The organism is Bacillus sp. WC2507 (assembly GCF_052656125.1).
In genome coordinates this window covers 137,272-153,046 of the sequence record NZ_JBQXPN010000003.1, presented here as the reverse complement: position 1 = coordinate 153,046, position 15,775 = coordinate 137,272, and the positions used below count along the sequence as shown (strand labels likewise).

12 protein-coding genes are annotated in these 15,775 nt (G+C 36.8%); 2 read left to right on the top strand and 10 right to left on the bottom strand.

What is annotated here, in order from left to right; genetic code table 11:
• Nucleotides 1–187: 187 nt before the first annotated feature.
• A complete protein-coding gene (locus ACUN28_RS28670) occupies nucleotides 188–796 on the top strand; it encodes a DUF998 domain-containing protein (protein ID WP_016089773.1) in 609 nt (202 codons plus the stop codon).
• Between the two features lie 304 nt (nucleotides 797–1,100).
• Here ACUN28_RS28670 and ACUN28_RS28665 read toward each other — a convergent pair whose 3' ends face one another.
• The 8 genes from ACUN28_RS28665 to ACUN28_RS28630 form a co-directional block, all read right to left on the bottom strand.
• Nucleotides 1,101–1,676, bottom strand: coding sequence for a hypothetical protein (locus ACUN28_RS28665; RefSeq protein ID WP_098505842.1), 576 nt, complete (start codon nucleotides 1,674–1,676; stop codon nucleotides 1,101–1,103).
• A 16-nt stretch (nucleotides 1,677–1,692) separates the two neighbouring features.
• On the bottom strand, nucleotides 1,693–3,606 hold the full coding sequence (locus ACUN28_RS28660; protein ID WP_445423458.1) for a bifunctional lytic transglycosylase/C40 family peptidase: 1,914 nt from the start codon (nucleotides 3,604–3,606) through the stop codon (nucleotides 1,693–1,695).
• Nucleotides 3,603–7,619: a type IV secretion system protein gene (locus ACUN28_RS28655; RefSeq protein ID WP_445423457.1), complete on the bottom strand. Its 4,017-nt coding sequence runs from the start codon at nucleotides 7,617–7,619 to the stop codon at nucleotides 3,603–3,605. Before ACUN28_RS28655 ends, ACUN28_RS28660 begins: the two co-directional genes overlap by 4 nt.
• Before the next feature lie 30 nt (nucleotides 7,620–7,649).
• Nucleotides 7,650–9,686 (bottom strand): VirB4 family type IV secretion system protein, encoded by a 2,037-nt coding sequence (locus tag ACUN28_RS28650; RefSeq protein ID WP_445423456.1) that lies wholly within the window; start codon nucleotides 9,684–9,686, stop codon nucleotides 7,650–7,652.
• 65 nt (nucleotides 9,687–9,751) lie between these two features.
• Nucleotides 9,752–10,666: a hypothetical protein gene (locus tag ACUN28_RS28645; protein WP_016089778.1), complete on the bottom strand. Its 915-nt coding sequence runs from the start codon at nucleotides 10,664–10,666 to the stop codon at nucleotides 9,752–9,754.
• On the bottom strand, nucleotides 10,667–11,017 hold the full coding sequence (locus ACUN28_RS28640) for a PrgI family protein (RefSeq protein WP_016089779.1): 351 nt from the start codon (nucleotides 11,015–11,017) through the stop codon (nucleotides 10,667–10,669).
• Between the two features lie 66 nt (nucleotides 11,018–11,083).
• The gene (locus ACUN28_RS28635; protein WP_016089780.1) at nucleotides 11,084–11,503 is read right to left on the bottom strand and encodes a hypothetical protein; all 420 of its coding nucleotides are present in this window, start codon (nucleotides 11,501–11,503) and stop codon (nucleotides 11,084–11,086) included.
• Nucleotides 11,504–11,648: 145 nt separating this feature from the next.
• Nucleotides 11,649–11,840: a hypothetical protein gene (locus tag ACUN28_RS28630; RefSeq protein WP_098505846.1), complete on the bottom strand. Its 192-nt coding sequence runs from the start codon at nucleotides 11,838–11,840 to the stop codon at nucleotides 11,649–11,651.
• 320 nt (nucleotides 11,841–12,160) lie between these two features.
• Here ACUN28_RS28630 and ACUN28_RS28625 point away from each other — a divergent pair, with 320 nt between their 5' ends.
• A complete protein-coding gene (locus ACUN28_RS28625; RefSeq protein WP_016089783.1) occupies nucleotides 12,161–12,325 on the top strand; it encodes a hypothetical protein in 165 nt (54 codons plus the stop codon).
• Between the two features lie 767 nt (nucleotides 12,326–13,092).
• On the opposite strand, the gene ACUN28_RS28620 is transcribed toward ACUN28_RS28625, so the two are convergent.
• The gene (locus ACUN28_RS28620) at nucleotides 13,093–13,929 is read right to left on the bottom strand and encodes an Rpn family recombination-promoting nuclease/putative transposase (RefSeq protein ID WP_016089784.1); all 837 of its coding nucleotides are present in this window, start codon (nucleotides 13,927–13,929) and stop codon (nucleotides 13,093–13,095) included.
• Between the two features lie 530 nt (nucleotides 13,930–14,459).
• A complete protein-coding gene (locus ACUN28_RS28615) occupies nucleotides 14,460–15,773 on the bottom strand; it encodes a DUF3854 domain-containing protein (RefSeq protein WP_098505863.1) in 1,314 nt (437 codons plus the stop codon).
• Between the last annotated feature and the right edge of the window lie 2 nt (nucleotides 15,774–15,775).

The window sequence follows — 15,775 nt, the reverse complement described above, 5'->3', positions numbered from 1 at the left end:
TTTATTCAATTAACGATTTTGGTTTACTTTTGCTCCATCCATTTTTTCTACGTCTTTCCGCTAAACACATTTGTCCAGAAAATCCTATATTATTGAACAGGATTATCGATTCTCAAATTGCAATTTTTTAATTTTGATGATGTAACCACCTATAATGGAAATATACTTTTTTCTAAGGAGGAATCTAATGTATATATCAAATAGAATTGGCTTATTTAGCTGGATTGCAACTTGCCTATACTTTTTAATTGAACCTTTCTTTATTTTCACTTCTACAGCACCTTATAACTATTTGCGCCACGCAATGAGTGATCTAGGTGTAACAACCTGTGGAAAATTCACCTACGAAATAGCTCCTTATGAAATATGCTCCTCTAATCATTTTTGGATGAATTTACTCTTTATTATTAATGGAATAACATTTTGTATTGGAGTACTATATATTTCACAGCATCTAGAAAAAACAAGAATTAATAGAATTGCAACATTTTTTATACTTATAATAGGAGTCTCCACTATAGTTTCAGGATTAATTCCTGCAGATATAAACCTAATTGGACATTCTATTCTAGTTTGGATAGGTATGCTTACTGTATTTCCAGGATTATTTATTTTTGCTAAGAATCTTAAAAAAGCTAGAAAATGGACATATTTCTGTTTACTAAGCTTAATAGTAATAATAATTCTTATCTCACTTGTTTTTCTTTTCCCCTTACCTGCAGGTCTACTACAAAGACTTTTCTATTTGGTTCTTTTCGTTTGGGGAACTGTATCAACCTACAAATTAATAAAATAAAAAATTTGTTCACTTTTTTGATACATTTATGAAACATTCATATGTTATCTTCAATACGTTCTTTTCTCTTTATAATGCCGTGTGAGATATACTCAGACTTGAAGCCCTAGACCCCCTAACTCTAGGGCTTCTCTATTCAAATAAGGATTTTTTTAGTTTTGTAACAACTCATATGTGTAATTAACATCCTCATTTGTATCCCTCCATATTCATCTTATTTTAGCGATATATATAAATTTCTTTTAACCACGGTTTTATTTTTTAAAAAAGGGTTGTGTTTTTCTCCACACCCCTCATTTCCTTCTTAATCCACAGGTACTTCTTCTTGTCCATGTGGAATTTGTGCAATTGGTGTTACAATTTGTGCATATTGGTTTACCCGCACTTTAAATTGTCGTGGTTCTAAGAAGTTTACCTGTTGAATTAAAACTTCAATATGAAACGTATCTACTTTTTTTCCACGGTCGATTTTGGTAATTCGCGCATTGTAAAACTTATCCCCATTTAGGAAATATCGTTGTACAGCTTCTGTAGCCAGCATACGCTCATTACTTGTCATTTTCATTGGTTCAATACCAAATCCAGCCTTTGTAAACAAATACGGGATATCATAACTACTATTAGAAATTTTTCGTAGTAAGTCCTCTACTGTTTTTGTTTTCGCGATATATTCCTCCTCTTTTGTATCAAATCCCTTTGGCTTATCTCCGAGCATCTCTATTTCATCTTGGTTTACTTGCTCTTCCTCTTGCACTTGTGATTTCATCATGTAACGATGAATAGTATTATAAGTAGCAACGCCTACTACTAACACAATAATTCCCAATATAACTAAGTACTTACGAGGCAGATTCGCTAACACATTCATGACTTTCTTCATTTCTTCACATCCCAAATCAGTCTATAACATTACGAATTTGCGTCATATGTTGACCTCTTGCTGTATAGTTTAGACCTGTAATTTGTACACCTTTATTATCACCAATATGAATCATTCTTTGATTCCCCATATAAATTGCAACGTGCCCTGGGTTTTCATAGAAAATAAGATCACCTGGTTGTGCATGATTGATATCTGGTACTTGTTTACCTTGTCCGACTTGAGCACCTGTCCAATCTCCAAGTTGTACACCTATGCTTGTTCTAAAGACATACTGCGTAAATCCTGAGCAATCTGAAGAGCCACCTGGTGGATTACGGTCTCCTAATACATATCTGACTTTTCCTTGCCCTAGCCATTTTTTCGCTTCTTCCAGTACCTTTTGTCGTTTAGCATTTGTCATGGTAGGGGAACCACCAGATGATAACCCTGGCCATACGGGGTCTCCTGGTTTTCCAGCGGTCATGGCTCCAATATCTACAGCATTATGCGGTTTGTTATTATGAATTTCATCAAATGTACCTGTAATACGCCCTGATTTTGTTGGCCATTTCCAACCTTTATCAGAAATCCATTCTCCATCTCCATTTGCTACACATTCTAAATCTTTGTAATATTTTAAAACTTTGGAAACATATGCGAAATCCCCGTAGCATGCATTAACCTTTGTCCTGAAGTTATTCGGATCGGAGCAACCACCTGGATTTAAATGATTCTTACTTCTTGAGAACTCAATAGCTGTTTCTTCTGAATAGCCACCCTTTGCTAAAGCGTAACTAATAAAACCTTCGCCAAAGTTGTAAGACTGCAAAGCAAGTGCAATGTCACCATTGGCCTTTCCTAGTACATCTTTAAATTCCCGTACACCTGCTTCTATAGAAATATTGGGATCTTTAATACACCCTACACGAGCATTTCCCTTTACACCTATACAAGATGAGCTCATGTCTCCATATTGCCCCTCTGAAGCCTGCATCGGGTCATTTCCTGCTCCACCTGATTCCTGCATCATTTGGGCAGCCAAAATACCAACATATTCAGCAACACCATGTTTTTCTGCCATCTCTTTAATGTTAGGAAGGTATCCTGTAACTTTTGCATTAAGATTGAAAGGCTCCCCGCCAGGACTCACATTACCTACACACATACCACCAACAAAATTACTAGAAGGTGCCAGATGTCCATATGTCGCTTCTAACATCCCGGCTTCTAATATCTCTCGCGCACGCTCTTTTTGACTCTTACTAAACTTTGCGAGTTCCATAGCTTTCTTTAGCCCATGAGAAGATGTTGTCACTTTTTTACTTCCACTCGCATTAATCTCATCTATTTTTTTCTTAAAATCTGTATCTCCTAATATCTTTTTTACATCCGGTCCAGAGTAACTTTCAGATTTGGTTTTTTGCATCTCCTTTTTCTTTTTTTCACAAGGACCATTCGGTCCTGCCTCGCATACCTCTTTTTCCGTATATTCTTCATATTGGATATCCAAGAAATATGATATAGCGTCATACGGATCTTTACCAGTCAAATCATTATCATATCGCGCCATGTCAAAAGCGATAACTTCTTTCCAATCCACATTCAGAGCCATTGAAACTTCCATATATTTTTTTACTTGTTCCTCTGTCTTACTTTCATCATCGGTAAAAGGTACAAAAGAGACTAAAATCACACACACAGCAATAATTACTCCCATAATCAAAGCGGCAGGCACTCCAACCGCTGCTATAACAGCACCCACAATTTTTAGTATACCTGCTTTTAGCATTTTGGCAGCAGCTTTCGCTGCCGCCTTTCCTGCTTTCCCTGCTAATTTTGCCATCTTCCTGCGCGCTTGCATCCCTTTTTTCTTAATAAAGTGTGCAGCTACATCTTTTAAAGGGTTACTTTTTTTCTGTTCATTTGGATCGTTAGGATTTTGACTCATAGACTTGTCACTCCATACTTTCCATTTTCATTATTTCTTCTTTTTCGCTGTGCTAAGCGAGGGTTTAGCGCAAATGGAATCAGGTTTTGTGGATCATGTTCTGATAAATTCAGATGCGTCTCTGTACGTACAACTTCTTCATGTGTTTGGGTTACTAGAATTTCTTCTCTCGGCTTAATACTGCTATCTTTCACTTCACAAACCCTTTCAATCCTTTGGTTTGCTTGTAATCGTGTATCTCCTTTTCCGAACGGAGAAATACGTGACACTGTACCGTCTGTAGTTGTCGCAACCATGTAACTACGATCTCTTTCAACAACCATTTGTACATTTTGATAGCCACCTTGGTCCAAATCAGACATATAGAAATGACCATTGTCTACCTTATGATTCACTGTAAGTGGCGGTTCGCTAAATACTGCTTTCTGTTGTAAAGGTCTTTGATTTTGATTTCCTACCAATTGATTTGGGTTTATATTAAAATCACGACTGATACTAATTTTGCCACCACTGGAATCTTGGATATAAGCTGGCGACTCTATAATACCACTCTTATACGGCTTTAATTGTCCACCAGAAATATTTAAATCTTTATATACAACTTGTCCCTCGTGAACTCGACTATCTCCACTACCATAACGGGATACAACTTGCGTCATACCACTGGAATCTTTTGCTTCAATCCATGATTTATTATTTGTCACAACAAGGCGTACTGCCCCTTCAGTAACAGATTGATTTCCAGTAGCATCCGTTGTTGTTGGTACCATTCTCTGAATCTCTTGAATTTCTTTTACTTCTGTTTGAACAGCTTTGTTATACGGGTTATGTTTACTTACCATACGTGCAGTCGCTTGATAAGCACCTGCACCACCAATTACACCAACTGCATAACTTAACCCTTTTGTTACATTATAATGGCGTTCTGCTGCATTCCCACCTAATGATGTATTGACAGCAGCATTGGTCCCACTTATCACTCTTTGTACTGCATTCCCTCCGGATTGTTGTACAGCACTCGCAGCACTAAAGTATGCATTTGATACCGTATCAATACGATCCGCAAGCATAAGGTGTTTTATACCTTCCATTACACTCATGCCAAGTTTTGTACTTTGCTGTGTCATACGTCCCACTGCGGAAGTTGGGATAGATATTTTACCAGCGCTTTGTGCAATATTCGCTACACTTGTTGATGCATCTGCATAAGAGCGTTCGATTTCCGCAACGGAAAGATCTCCTGCACGTGCAATACTCGCTTGCGTTTGTGTCGCTGCATATACGGCTTTATTAATTGCACCATCTGTCGCAACGCCATGTGAACGAACACCTTGAATCGCACTAGTAATTCCAGAACCTACTTGTTGGCTCACCGTTCCAAGACTTGCATGGCCTTGTAAACCTTTCGTTAATTGCGAAGCAAAGGCATCTTTATTAATATACGATTGATTATGAAGACTCTTACCACTCGTATATTTTGCCTGTACGGGCATCGCTCCCGCTTGTACTGCCGCTTGTTGTGCGACTGCCTTAAATTCATTTCCTTTTTCATTTAAGTGAGACTGCCAAGCTTGCTCTTTTTGTGGTTGAGACATAGTTGGAGACAACTTTTTCATAAAGCTTGCCTGTTGTTCTACTGCATAGCCCTGTTTAAAGGACTCTGTAGAGGCTTGAACTAGGTTCCCAACATTACTTACTTGTTTTGCCTTCTGGCTTCCAGTTCCACTTGTCAAACCGTGTGTTTTCACACCGTTGACTGCCTTCTGAATGCCTGCTGCACTAGGTATACCCATTGCATTTAAGCCAGGATTTTTTTGTAACTGTTGTGATAAATGAGAAGCGAAAGCTTCTTTATTCGCATAGTTTGTACCGTCTTTTTGCAGTACAATACCAGCCGATTCTGCCGCTTGTTGTGCATGATTTTTAAATCCTTGTACTTTTTGATCCAAATGTTTATTCCATGCTGCTTCTTTTTCTTGTTGCGGCATATCTGCAGGGAATTGTTTTATGAATCCAGCCTTATGGTCTGCACAATAAGCCTTCTTGAATGCAGCACTAGAAGCACCGACAAGAGCACCTACTCGTCCCATATTTTGATGGCCACTTTCTAACGTTTCTCCCTTTACTCCCTCAATTTCTTTTCCAATTTTCCCTAATGCGAGTCGAGAAGCAAACGCATCTTTATCCACATAGGACTTATCAAACAGATTATTTCCTTGCTTATCCTTCGCTTCACCTGGCATGGCTCCTACTTTTATTGCCGCCTGTTCTGCGTGGTTCCTAAATCCTTGTACTTTTGCGCTCAGATGGTCGTTCCAGTGTTTCTCCTTCTCTTCCACTGACATATTTTCTGGTAACTGACTCATAAACGCATCTTTATGGTCTGCCTCATAGCCCTTTTGGAATGCATTCGTTGCAGCGTTAACTAAATCTCTAGCATTTCCATAGGGTGTAGCGGTTTTCTTCATATTTTGTAAATCTTGTTTCCGCTGATTTGTGAAACGAGACATTTGATCACTATTTGTTTTCGCTACTTTTTTAGCAATCTCTGTATCAGAAGCATTAGGGAATGCTTGTTTTAAGCGGCTTGCAACTGCAGAATCAGGATTATCCGCTTTCCAATTTTCAAAATCTTTTGTAGCTAAATCCTGTGCGATATCTTCATCGGTTAGTTCCGGATACGATTCACCATTTAGATTTGAATACGTGTCCGCACCCTTCTTTACACTCGAACTAATATGTTTTCCTAAGGCTACAGCCCCTTCACCGACTGCAGCAACACTTCTACCGGCCACTGCACCAGGAGCACTACCTAATGCACTTCCAACTTGCGAGCCTACTACCATCGCTCCCGGTCCAAGACCAGCTCCCGCTGCCATACCAGCAATTCCTGTCGTTGCTTTACCAATTGAACTTCCAATTTGACCTACTTTTAACATACGAGCTGCACGAGATGTTGTACCAACATCTGTCCCTAAATTCGCTCCTAATGCATCTTTCGGGTTATCCGCATCTTCTTTTGTCTTTTCTTTATCCCCTTTATCATCCGGTTTTGCTTTTGAATTACGATAGTCATCTCGAATACCTTTAACCAGTCCAGCCACACTTGCTAAAGCACCCATCCCCATCATCGTACCCGCTCTATGAATACCACCTGATGCATTGGTGCTCAGGCCGATAAAGCTTTTCACAATCTCACCAACTGGGATAAACATGGCAAGTAATACTAATTTTATAATAGGATTTTTTGCGTCCCCAATAAGTGTAATGACTAACCATAAGGTAATTGCGTGAATCGCTTGAATTAATACTGCTCCCATAAACTCGCGAATCCAATATAACGTTTGTTGTTTCTTTTGTGGAAATAACCACATTCCTACCATTACAGGACCTAATAACATTAATACGTACAATGTCACTGCGCGCATTAAATAATAGAAATTCGCCCAAATCATTAATCCAGCTTCAATAAATAGTCCGAATATGATAAACATATAATCGTTTTCATGCCCTTTCATTGAAAGCTCTGTAATTGTTTTATTGTCAGACAGTCCCGACTTTAATAAAGGTATTTGTTGATCCGGGTTAAAATTCCCGTTATTTACTCCATTTATCGCCTCTTTAAATTCCAATGTAATCCAATTGTTTAGATCAAATACAAAATTATAAAAGAAATCTAAATGCCAGAGGCAAATCGAGATAATCATTAAGTCTTTTGCATATTCAATTAATGCCGTGCGATTATTTGGATTCATAGCTGTTGCTGAATATTTTGCTGCTGTAATCACTACACTGACAAGGACACAAAAGGCAACAAGCTTAAACATAACAGGCATACCGGTATCTAATACATTCGTAACCGCATTCTTTGAATATAAAAAATCTAGATTAGCATTATCTCCACCAAAGACTAGAACTGGAATAGTATCCATGAATCCATAAATAGGCGCTAGGAGGGCCTTTACCATATGAATAATAAGGCCACCGACCCAATCTATTATTTTCTCAAGCATAATTTCACCTTCCTTTTCAAGGGTATGCTATTATCCTGCGTACCCTTGTACTTTCTTCATGTTATTTAAAAGCTCTTGTAGTACCGCTTCATTCGATTCAATGAACATCATTTCTTTGTCTGATGGATCTGTTTGAATCCAAACCGAACTATCTCCTACACGGAAGATTCCTTCTCCTTTTCCAGGGTTGTTAAGAATAATATCTAACTCTCCAGCAGTTAAGTTAAAGTTCTCTTGGATTTTTTTCTTATCAATCTTATTTTGTTCTAAGAAGAAATAAGAGAAAGTAGATTGCAAGATACCACGTGCTTTCACATTTTCTAAAATACGAACAAAGTCCTGACTCGCCCAACACATACCAGCATTTCTTTTACGTGAACGACGTGCTACTTTTTCTAAGAAGTTAACCGTTTGTTCATAATCAATAAACTGCCACATCTCATCCACATACAGTACTTTTCGTTTGATAGCATGTTCTGGACTCTTAATCCAATGCTCCCAAATATAGTTCAAGATAACGTGGAAAGCGATTGGTTTTAAAAATCCTTCCTCTAAATGACTAATGTTAAAATTAACAACGCGTGATTCATTTAACTGTGTTTCTACACCACGGCCAAAATGACTTTGCCCATCAAATAATGGTTTTGAACCATCGCGTAAGAACGGACGAATTGCGGCAATTAATTCTTCTGCTTTCACATCGTCTCCATGATGTTCTACTATGACATCGTAGATTTCTTTTAACTCTGGTTCTGGCTTTCTTACTTGAGACTGAATTAATTGTCCATCCACCTTCTTCACTTCATCTGTATATAAAGAGGAAGGATGTGAGGTAATACCATGTTTATCAAACACTTCACGAATGGCATCTTCTAGCATTGTACGCTGGAATACATTTAATCCTGGTTGATCAAAATCTTGTCCGCGAATAATAATGTCAAAGAATCCAAGTATTTCATTGATTTTCTCTAAAATCGGTACAAATCTTACATACTTCACGCCATCACGCTCTACAAGTTCTTTCTTATCATATTGTTCAAGTGCTTCTAGCTCTTCATCTTTATCCGTAATCTGAAGTTCTGTTACAGCGATTGCACAAGGGTTGATAATGATATTACTTTCAGGCGAAATATTTAAATTAATACCACCTAAACGTTTTGTAATTTTTACGAATTCACCTTCTGGGTCAATAATCATTGCATGCGTATCTGCAAGTGATGTTTCACGAGCGAGCTTCATTTTTAAAAGTAAACTTTTTCCGGAACCTGAGATCCCCGTCACACCAATGTTATAGTTTGGTGGACGATAATCTGCATTCCCGAAAGAATTTAAAAATTCTACTTGCCCAGTAATTTTGTTCTTTCCTATCGGTATACCTCCGTTAAATCTTCCGGAACCTGACACAAAAGGTGCAAATGTACATAGAGCACGTCTATCGATATTTCGATAGGTATCTTGCAGAGTATTTGGTGCACCTAGTGGCATAACAGCTTTCAAACCACTCTTCACACGATTCCAAGTACTTGCTATCTTAAAGTGTGATGCTTGCATTTCATCTTCAATATACTCACATAGAACGTCCAATTCTTTCTTTGATTCGGCATACGCAACACCCATTGTACTCACCATATAGGAATCATTTTCATTGAACTGGATTTCATCCATTAAATTGTTAGTATCTTGAATTTTTGCATCTAAATCTTTTTCTTGGTCAATGTTTCCTCGTGTACGTTGGAAAGAGAGATTCGAACGTAGCATAGTAAGCTGCATATCTAATGATCGCATTGCTTTGGCTTTTGGCTCTTTATGTATATCGATCATCACATCCACTTCCCCAGCTGAAGTTAACATGTTCAACCAATTGGTTTGCATCATACGTGGATACCCATCACGTGGAATATAAAACGGGCGGAAGAACGTATTACTTCCTAAGGATTGTTTAATTACTCCATAATCTTCTGCGTCAATTTTCATTCCTTCTGGAGCAATGACATCAAATACTGTAGTTTGATTGTCTAATTGCGTCGGTATTTCCTCTTCTTCCAACTCTTCCTCCTCTAGTTCCAATTCATCTTTTTCTTCTGCTTCTATTTTTTTCTTTTCCTTTTTCTTTTTTCCGAATAACTTCATAATTACGCCACCCCGTTATTTGATTTTTCTGTCTTTTCTTCCGCTAGTACTTTTTTCAGTAACTCTAGTTTTCTCTCATTCGTCTCACTGGTTGAATATAAGGAGAAATTCTCGTTTTCAATTAAGTCCTGGAAACGCGCTTTTACAGCTTTACGACGATTAAACGCTACGTATAAAAGTTCTATTAATTTATCTTTCGTTAACATTTCTACATTAATTTTTGCTTTCGATAGTAGATTTCGAGAAGCATTATAACGACGGTACAATTCGTTAAACGCCTTATCCACAATCTTTTCCTCCAACTCTTCCTCTGTATCAGCAGTAATTGTACTAATATCAACCTTATATGGATAAATTAAATAACGCTTTTGCTCATATCGAGGTTGCGAACGTTGCCAGTACTCTAAGTTATCGATAACTTCTTGACCATATAGTACTGTCTCTGGTGTAAGGTCCTTCGCACCTTTCATCGTTTCTGTCATTTTTCGTACAGGATCTGTTAAATCTACAAACTTACTTTGAATATATACTTTTGTATTAAACTCTAATGTGGTTAACCATGATTCAATTTTGATATCAATCGCTTCTTGTTCCATATTGGAGAGTAAGTAATAATTAACTGGATGCGCTTCCGCAATCAAGACAAATGTATCATCATGATAACGAATCATATGATTATCAATTTCCTTAATGTCTTCTACAAAAGCGTTAAAGAAATCAACATTATCCTCATCAACTTCTGATTCGGCAGGCATATTCTTTTTATTTTTCTTTCCACTTTTTTCAGCAGTGTGTTTCTCTACTCCGCCTTGCTTTTTCCCCTTTTTCTTAGACCCAAACAGCGGTTTTACGTTCATTTTCCGATAAAAGAAAAATCCTACAATGGCTATCGCCGTAAAATATATCATTTCCAACATCTATAAATTCTCCTTTACCCATGTAGTTGGCTCGTACCCTTTTCTCCACTTCCCTTTTTCGGAACGGCTACGCATTTTGATAAGTAAAAATCTATCTAGATACATGTGTTGTTTTTCTTTATAAATAAAAGCAAACGCTATTACACCTACTACCGTTGGTAGTGCTAAAATTAAGCAAATAAAAAACGCTACTACCGCATCAATAGGTACAAATAGCCGCCATAAAAATGGTACATATAAATAAAGAGCCGCCCCGCCACCTAATAGATAAATCAATTGGCGTTTACTTAATACTCCTAACAGCGTTTTTTGTTCCGAAGTCATGTCAACAGGAACAGTTACTTTTCTCATATTGTTTCCTCCCTTGTATAAGAGAAGCTCTCCCCAAATGGAGGAGAGCTTGTACAAACTCTTATGTTAGATTGTTGCAACCCAAGCAGCGATGTCGTACGCTTTGATCATGACAAAGCCCCCAATTGCCGCACAAGCTAAACCAATCATAGCTTGTGTACGGTTTTCAGGGTTCTTCCCTTGCGCACCAGAAAGTTTAATAGCTGCGAATACAACACAAGCAACTACCCAAATACTACCAAAACCGATTAATGTTTTTACAAGGGTATTCATACTATTTTGGACAGTTGCAGCATCGCCTTTACCGCCATTACCACCAAGACCCTTGGTAAAACTACCTTTTGCCAGTAAGAAATCTCCAACTGATGTTGTCATAAGTTTTGCAGACAACCAATTCAACATAATTCCTGCACCTCCGGATGTTTTTGCTCGCAAAACGCAAAAAGACCCCAATACACGCACACGTCCCCTAAGGACATGGCGCATATTGAGGTCTTCTCTTATATGCGAACTGATTAATTTTTATTTTATTTTAGAATCTTATTACTTTCATATTATAGCTATACGATTTTAAAAATACAAGCCCTAATTTACACTTAAAAAATAAAAATAGACTTTTCATGTTCCATTTTTATTTAATTTCTTTGTCTTCTTTGTTTGGATCGTACCCTATCATTTGAATTTGAAAAATATCACTGTTCTTAAGACCTAGAAAATTCATTTCTTCTCTCAATGAACGCCATGGTTCTATTTTTATTGATTTTGTAATTTTGTCTCTAAATATATACACATGTACATAGTATGCTTCTTTTTTCTTGTACATAATAACCTCCATTTTACTACAATGGGAGAAAATCTTATTAATCACTGCCTCGTCATTATCTCAAGCGTATTGTAGAACCTTATCAATCTGTTTGACTCTGATATTACTAACATGTCCTGTATTCCTGATTTCAGAAAACAGACTACTCTCACCTGGCTGTTGGTCTACTTTATTTCCACGCTTTCCTAGTCCCATTGTTATTCCTCACTTTCTCTCAAAAGGTTAATTTTGTTTAAATTTTGCTTAATTTTCACCAATAATTATCTAAAAATTTTAAAATCGATATATAATGAATTTAATTTAAATTAGGAGTGGTTAAAATGTCTGATACAATACGCCTCATTCTTTTCATCCTTATAGGAATTAGTGCTGTATTCTCTTTAATAAAAGAGTTTAAAAAAACTGAGAAAAAAGCACTTTGGATTTCAATAGAATTTTTAGTTCTTTTCTGGGCGATATGGGTAATTGCGAATATCATAATCTAATTTGTAAAGTAATAGTTCTTCTGAATAAAACTCAATATTCCGTCAATACTGTAGACAACCCATTTCTTAACCATATTCCATGATTAGAGCAGTAAGCTTTTGCTAACTGCTCTTTTATTTGTAAAAGGCACTTATTTAACTGGGCACTCATATAATATTCTGAGTTCCTTTCTATATAAAATAGTCGTTACAAAATGAATCTCGTCACGAGAGCACTTTATTTAGTGCTCTTTTTTACATATGCTTACCAGAAAGCATTTTTGTTTTAAATAATAGCTTCAAACTACTTGGGCACATTTACCAATTTATTTCCCGCTAAAATCATGTTAAAATCACCTGTGAGTACGACATAACTCAGTCTTATGAAGCCCTGTAACATTTTCTGCGGGGCTTCTTTTTTTCAACAAGCCGTTAGTTAAGTATGCTGAGTACTTTGATTTATAAAATCACTTTTTTGATACATTTATGAAACATTCATGTGTTATCTTCAGTACGTTCTTTTCTTTTTATAATGTCGTGTGAGATATACCATGACTTGAAGCCATAGACCCCTAATCCTAGGGCTTCTTCATTTAAATAAGGATTTTGTTTAAATCCACCTTAATTCCTACTATTATTTCCCGATATATAAATACTGTTATAGATTAGAGGGAATTCTAAAACAAGAAAAAATATAATTAAAATCACAAAATGGGCAACAATCAAAAATTATAAAAAAAACAGGTAATTGTTTGTAATAACAATTACCTGTTTTTTACCCCTTATATCTATTCTTTATTTTTTAAAATTTCATTAACCTCTTCTACACTTAATTCAGTAGCTTCTGATATCTTCTCTATAGGTACACCAACTTTAATAAAATTATGAATCATCTCTATCTTAGTGGCTGTTCTAGCTTCTTTTGCAGCTTTTTTTGCTGCTTTTTTCGCTGCTTTCTCTTCTGCCGTCTCTATTTCTGATATTCTATCTTTGATTGCCTTCTCTCTCGCCTCATATAAGCGTAAAAAGTCCTTATCACTACTTAAACGCTCCCAATCCTCTATTGCCTTTTTCAAAACTGGATCTTTTTCCATCGCGATTCCCTCCAGGATTGTTGTTAATTTCTCATCTTCATATGCAGGAAATAGTAATAGCCAACGTGCTAATATATCATCCCATGGATCCATTCGATTTTCTTGCCATTCTCGAATTACTTTTGGAATCTCAAGAAAGTGCAATTGCATATTCTCTGAAATTATGTGCTCTGATTTTTTGTTCATGACTACACCGACATTATGAAAGTCTTCTTCTTCTGGAAACAGAATAAAATCCACTATATTAATACAAATGGTTGGTCTTAATTCTACGTACTTCATTCCCTGAATCATTTGAGAATAATACATGCCAGCCCAGTAGAACAAAAATAGCTCAATCATGTCTTTTTTGTCGCGAACCCGTATCTCTATATTTAATTTTACACCATTATTAAGAGTAGCTCGCAAATCTAAAATAGACAATTTATCATCCTTTTGCTCCCTTGGGAGATGTGGATCATCTAAATAGGATTGTAATACCGCATTAAGAAAACCAATGAGTATATCTTCATTTCCCTCTACTCCAAACAACCGCTTGAAAGCAAAATCAACTCGTAAATTTACTAGATTTTTTTCATAGATGTATTCATATTCTCTTCTACCTTTCTTTTTGTTAATTTAAAACCTTTGTAGTAACTGAATATAAAAAAAGATAGAATTACAAACTCTATCTTTTTTAACCTACTTATTTAACGTATTCCCCGAAAAAATTCTCCTTCCTCAAGCGTGTGAAGGGCGTAGCCCAACGATAGATGGGAGCTGAATTTCGGTTTGGCATAGCCAAAAACTTTTGATAAACTAGCTATATGAAGTTCTTTGATAACTTGATATAGAAGGTTGCAGGAAGAAAATAGAGTGCGAAAACCAAGCCATTCGGTTCCTGCGTAAAATATCAACCGTACCAAAGGAGCATCCATTCGTTGGACATCTAGGGGTGGAACACCCCGAAGTAACGCTCAGGGAGACGAAAGGTTACTTTCGTCGTGGAACTGAGAAGCTCCCACTTCAAGCTTTGCTAAGTGGCGAGTAGTTCACGAAAATATCAACCTAATTTATGACTATTAAAGTCCTTTAAACACAGGTTTAAATCCCGCTTGCATTGTATCATCCAGACCTTTCCCTTGTACTGGGTTCCATGCTGCAATAATTACGTTATACCCCACTTGCTTTAACTTTGTCGCAAAGTCTATAAGAGCTTTTCTTACTTTCTTATTCTCTACTAAATCAGCATCAAACGCTAAATAGACATTTTCTACCCCCATATCCTTTAATACAGGCATAGTAATTCTCCAAGCATTTACACCAGGAATTGCAAGAACCGTTGTTCCTACTTCAGAAAGTTCCACTTTATTAAATCTCTCTGGAATCAAATCAGCAATCAGATCTGCTTTTATAGCCCCCTCTGTTATCATCACTGATTTAGTTTGATGAAGGGTACCAGAATTCCAATGTTTCAAATGAGAACTCGGTACCGCTACATGCACAGGCAGTGGATTTTCACTACCTCCTGCACCAGTTCCTTGACTTTTGTTTGCTGATGAGATCCATAAATATTTTTGCCCTTTATGAATCTTTACAACAATTCGTTCCTCTTGAGATGGAATTTCTACCTTTTTGTTCACTTCTAGTTCACCTTCAAAGATACAATCATCATTTTTAGTTATCTTTACAACATTAGGCTGTTCGATTAATTCCGCTTGAACTCCAGTAGGTGCCGTTTTCACATGAACGGAGTTTTTCACTTCATCCACACGAACCTGCCACCCAACAATTTGATTGTATTGGTTTCGAAAAGGAATCAATATACCAGGGAAGCCTGACATCAAACGAAGAGAAAGTCGACCTTTTTTCATCTCATAAAAACCCGGAATTCCCTGCCAGCAATGTTTATTCCCAATCTGTTCAAATAGTTTCTCCCAAATGGTCGTATACGTATTATCCCCTTCTAACACAATTTGTTGCTTTAAGAAAGAACGATATTGACGTACTTGTATTTGTTCCTCGCTCATTTTTCTATCTCTTATTAAATGTGCATGATGATGCACTTGCAATGTTATGAAATCTATTAACTTACGATTAAACACATTTAATTCCTCATTGCTTTTCTTATCATGGATCTGAACTTCATCCACCTCCGGCAATTGATACTTATTTTTTCCATTTATGTAGTGAATGTAGCTTGGATTGCCCGTGTTTTTTCCATAGATCCATTTACTTTCTACACGTGTACACGCTACTTTCTCTTGCGAAACATGCAGCATGCAATTGCCTGTATCATGACAAATTGGACACGGAACACGATAAAACTCCCACCAGCTACCTCTTGGATAAGCACTTGTTAAACGGAACTGTCCTTTTTGAATGTTATAATGCATAA

Coding starts and splice junctions, on each gene's coding strand:
- ACUN28_RS28640 (WP_016089779.1), bottom strand. CDS start 11,017: ATGAGAAAAGTAACTGTTCCTGTTGACATGACTTCGGAACAAAAAACG.
- ACUN28_RS28660 (WP_445423458.1), bottom strand. CDS start 3,606: ATGAGTCAAAATCCTAACGATCCAAATGAACAGAAAAAAAGTAACCCT.
- ACUN28_RS28630 (WP_098505846.1), bottom strand. CDS start 11,840: ATGTACAAGAAAAAAGAAGCATACTATGTACATGTGTATATATTTAGA.
- ACUN28_RS28670 (WP_016089773.1), top strand. CDS start 188: ATGTATATATCAAATAGAATTGGCTTATTTAGCTGGATTGCAACTTGC.
- ACUN28_RS28635 (WP_016089780.1), bottom strand. CDS start 11,503: ATGCGCCATGTCCTTAGGGGACGTGTGCGTGTATTGGGGTCTTTTTGC.
- ACUN28_RS28625 (WP_016089783.1), top strand. CDS start 12,161: ATGTCTGATACAATACGCCTCATTCTTTTCATCCTTATAGGAATTAGT.
- ACUN28_RS28615 (WP_098505863.1), bottom strand. CDS start 15,773: ATGCATTATAACATTCAAAAAGGACAGTTCCGTTTAACAAGTGCTTAT.
- ACUN28_RS28665 (WP_098505842.1), bottom strand. CDS start 1,676: ATGAAGAAAGTCATGAATGTGTTAGCGAATCTGCCTCGTAAGTACTTA.
- ACUN28_RS28655 (WP_445423457.1), bottom strand. CDS start 7,619: ATGCTTGAGAAAATAATAGATTGGGTCGGTGGCCTTATTATTCATATG.
- ACUN28_RS28645 (WP_016089778.1), bottom strand. CDS start 10,666: ATGTTGGAAATGATATATTTTACGGCGATAGCCATTGTAGGATTTTTC.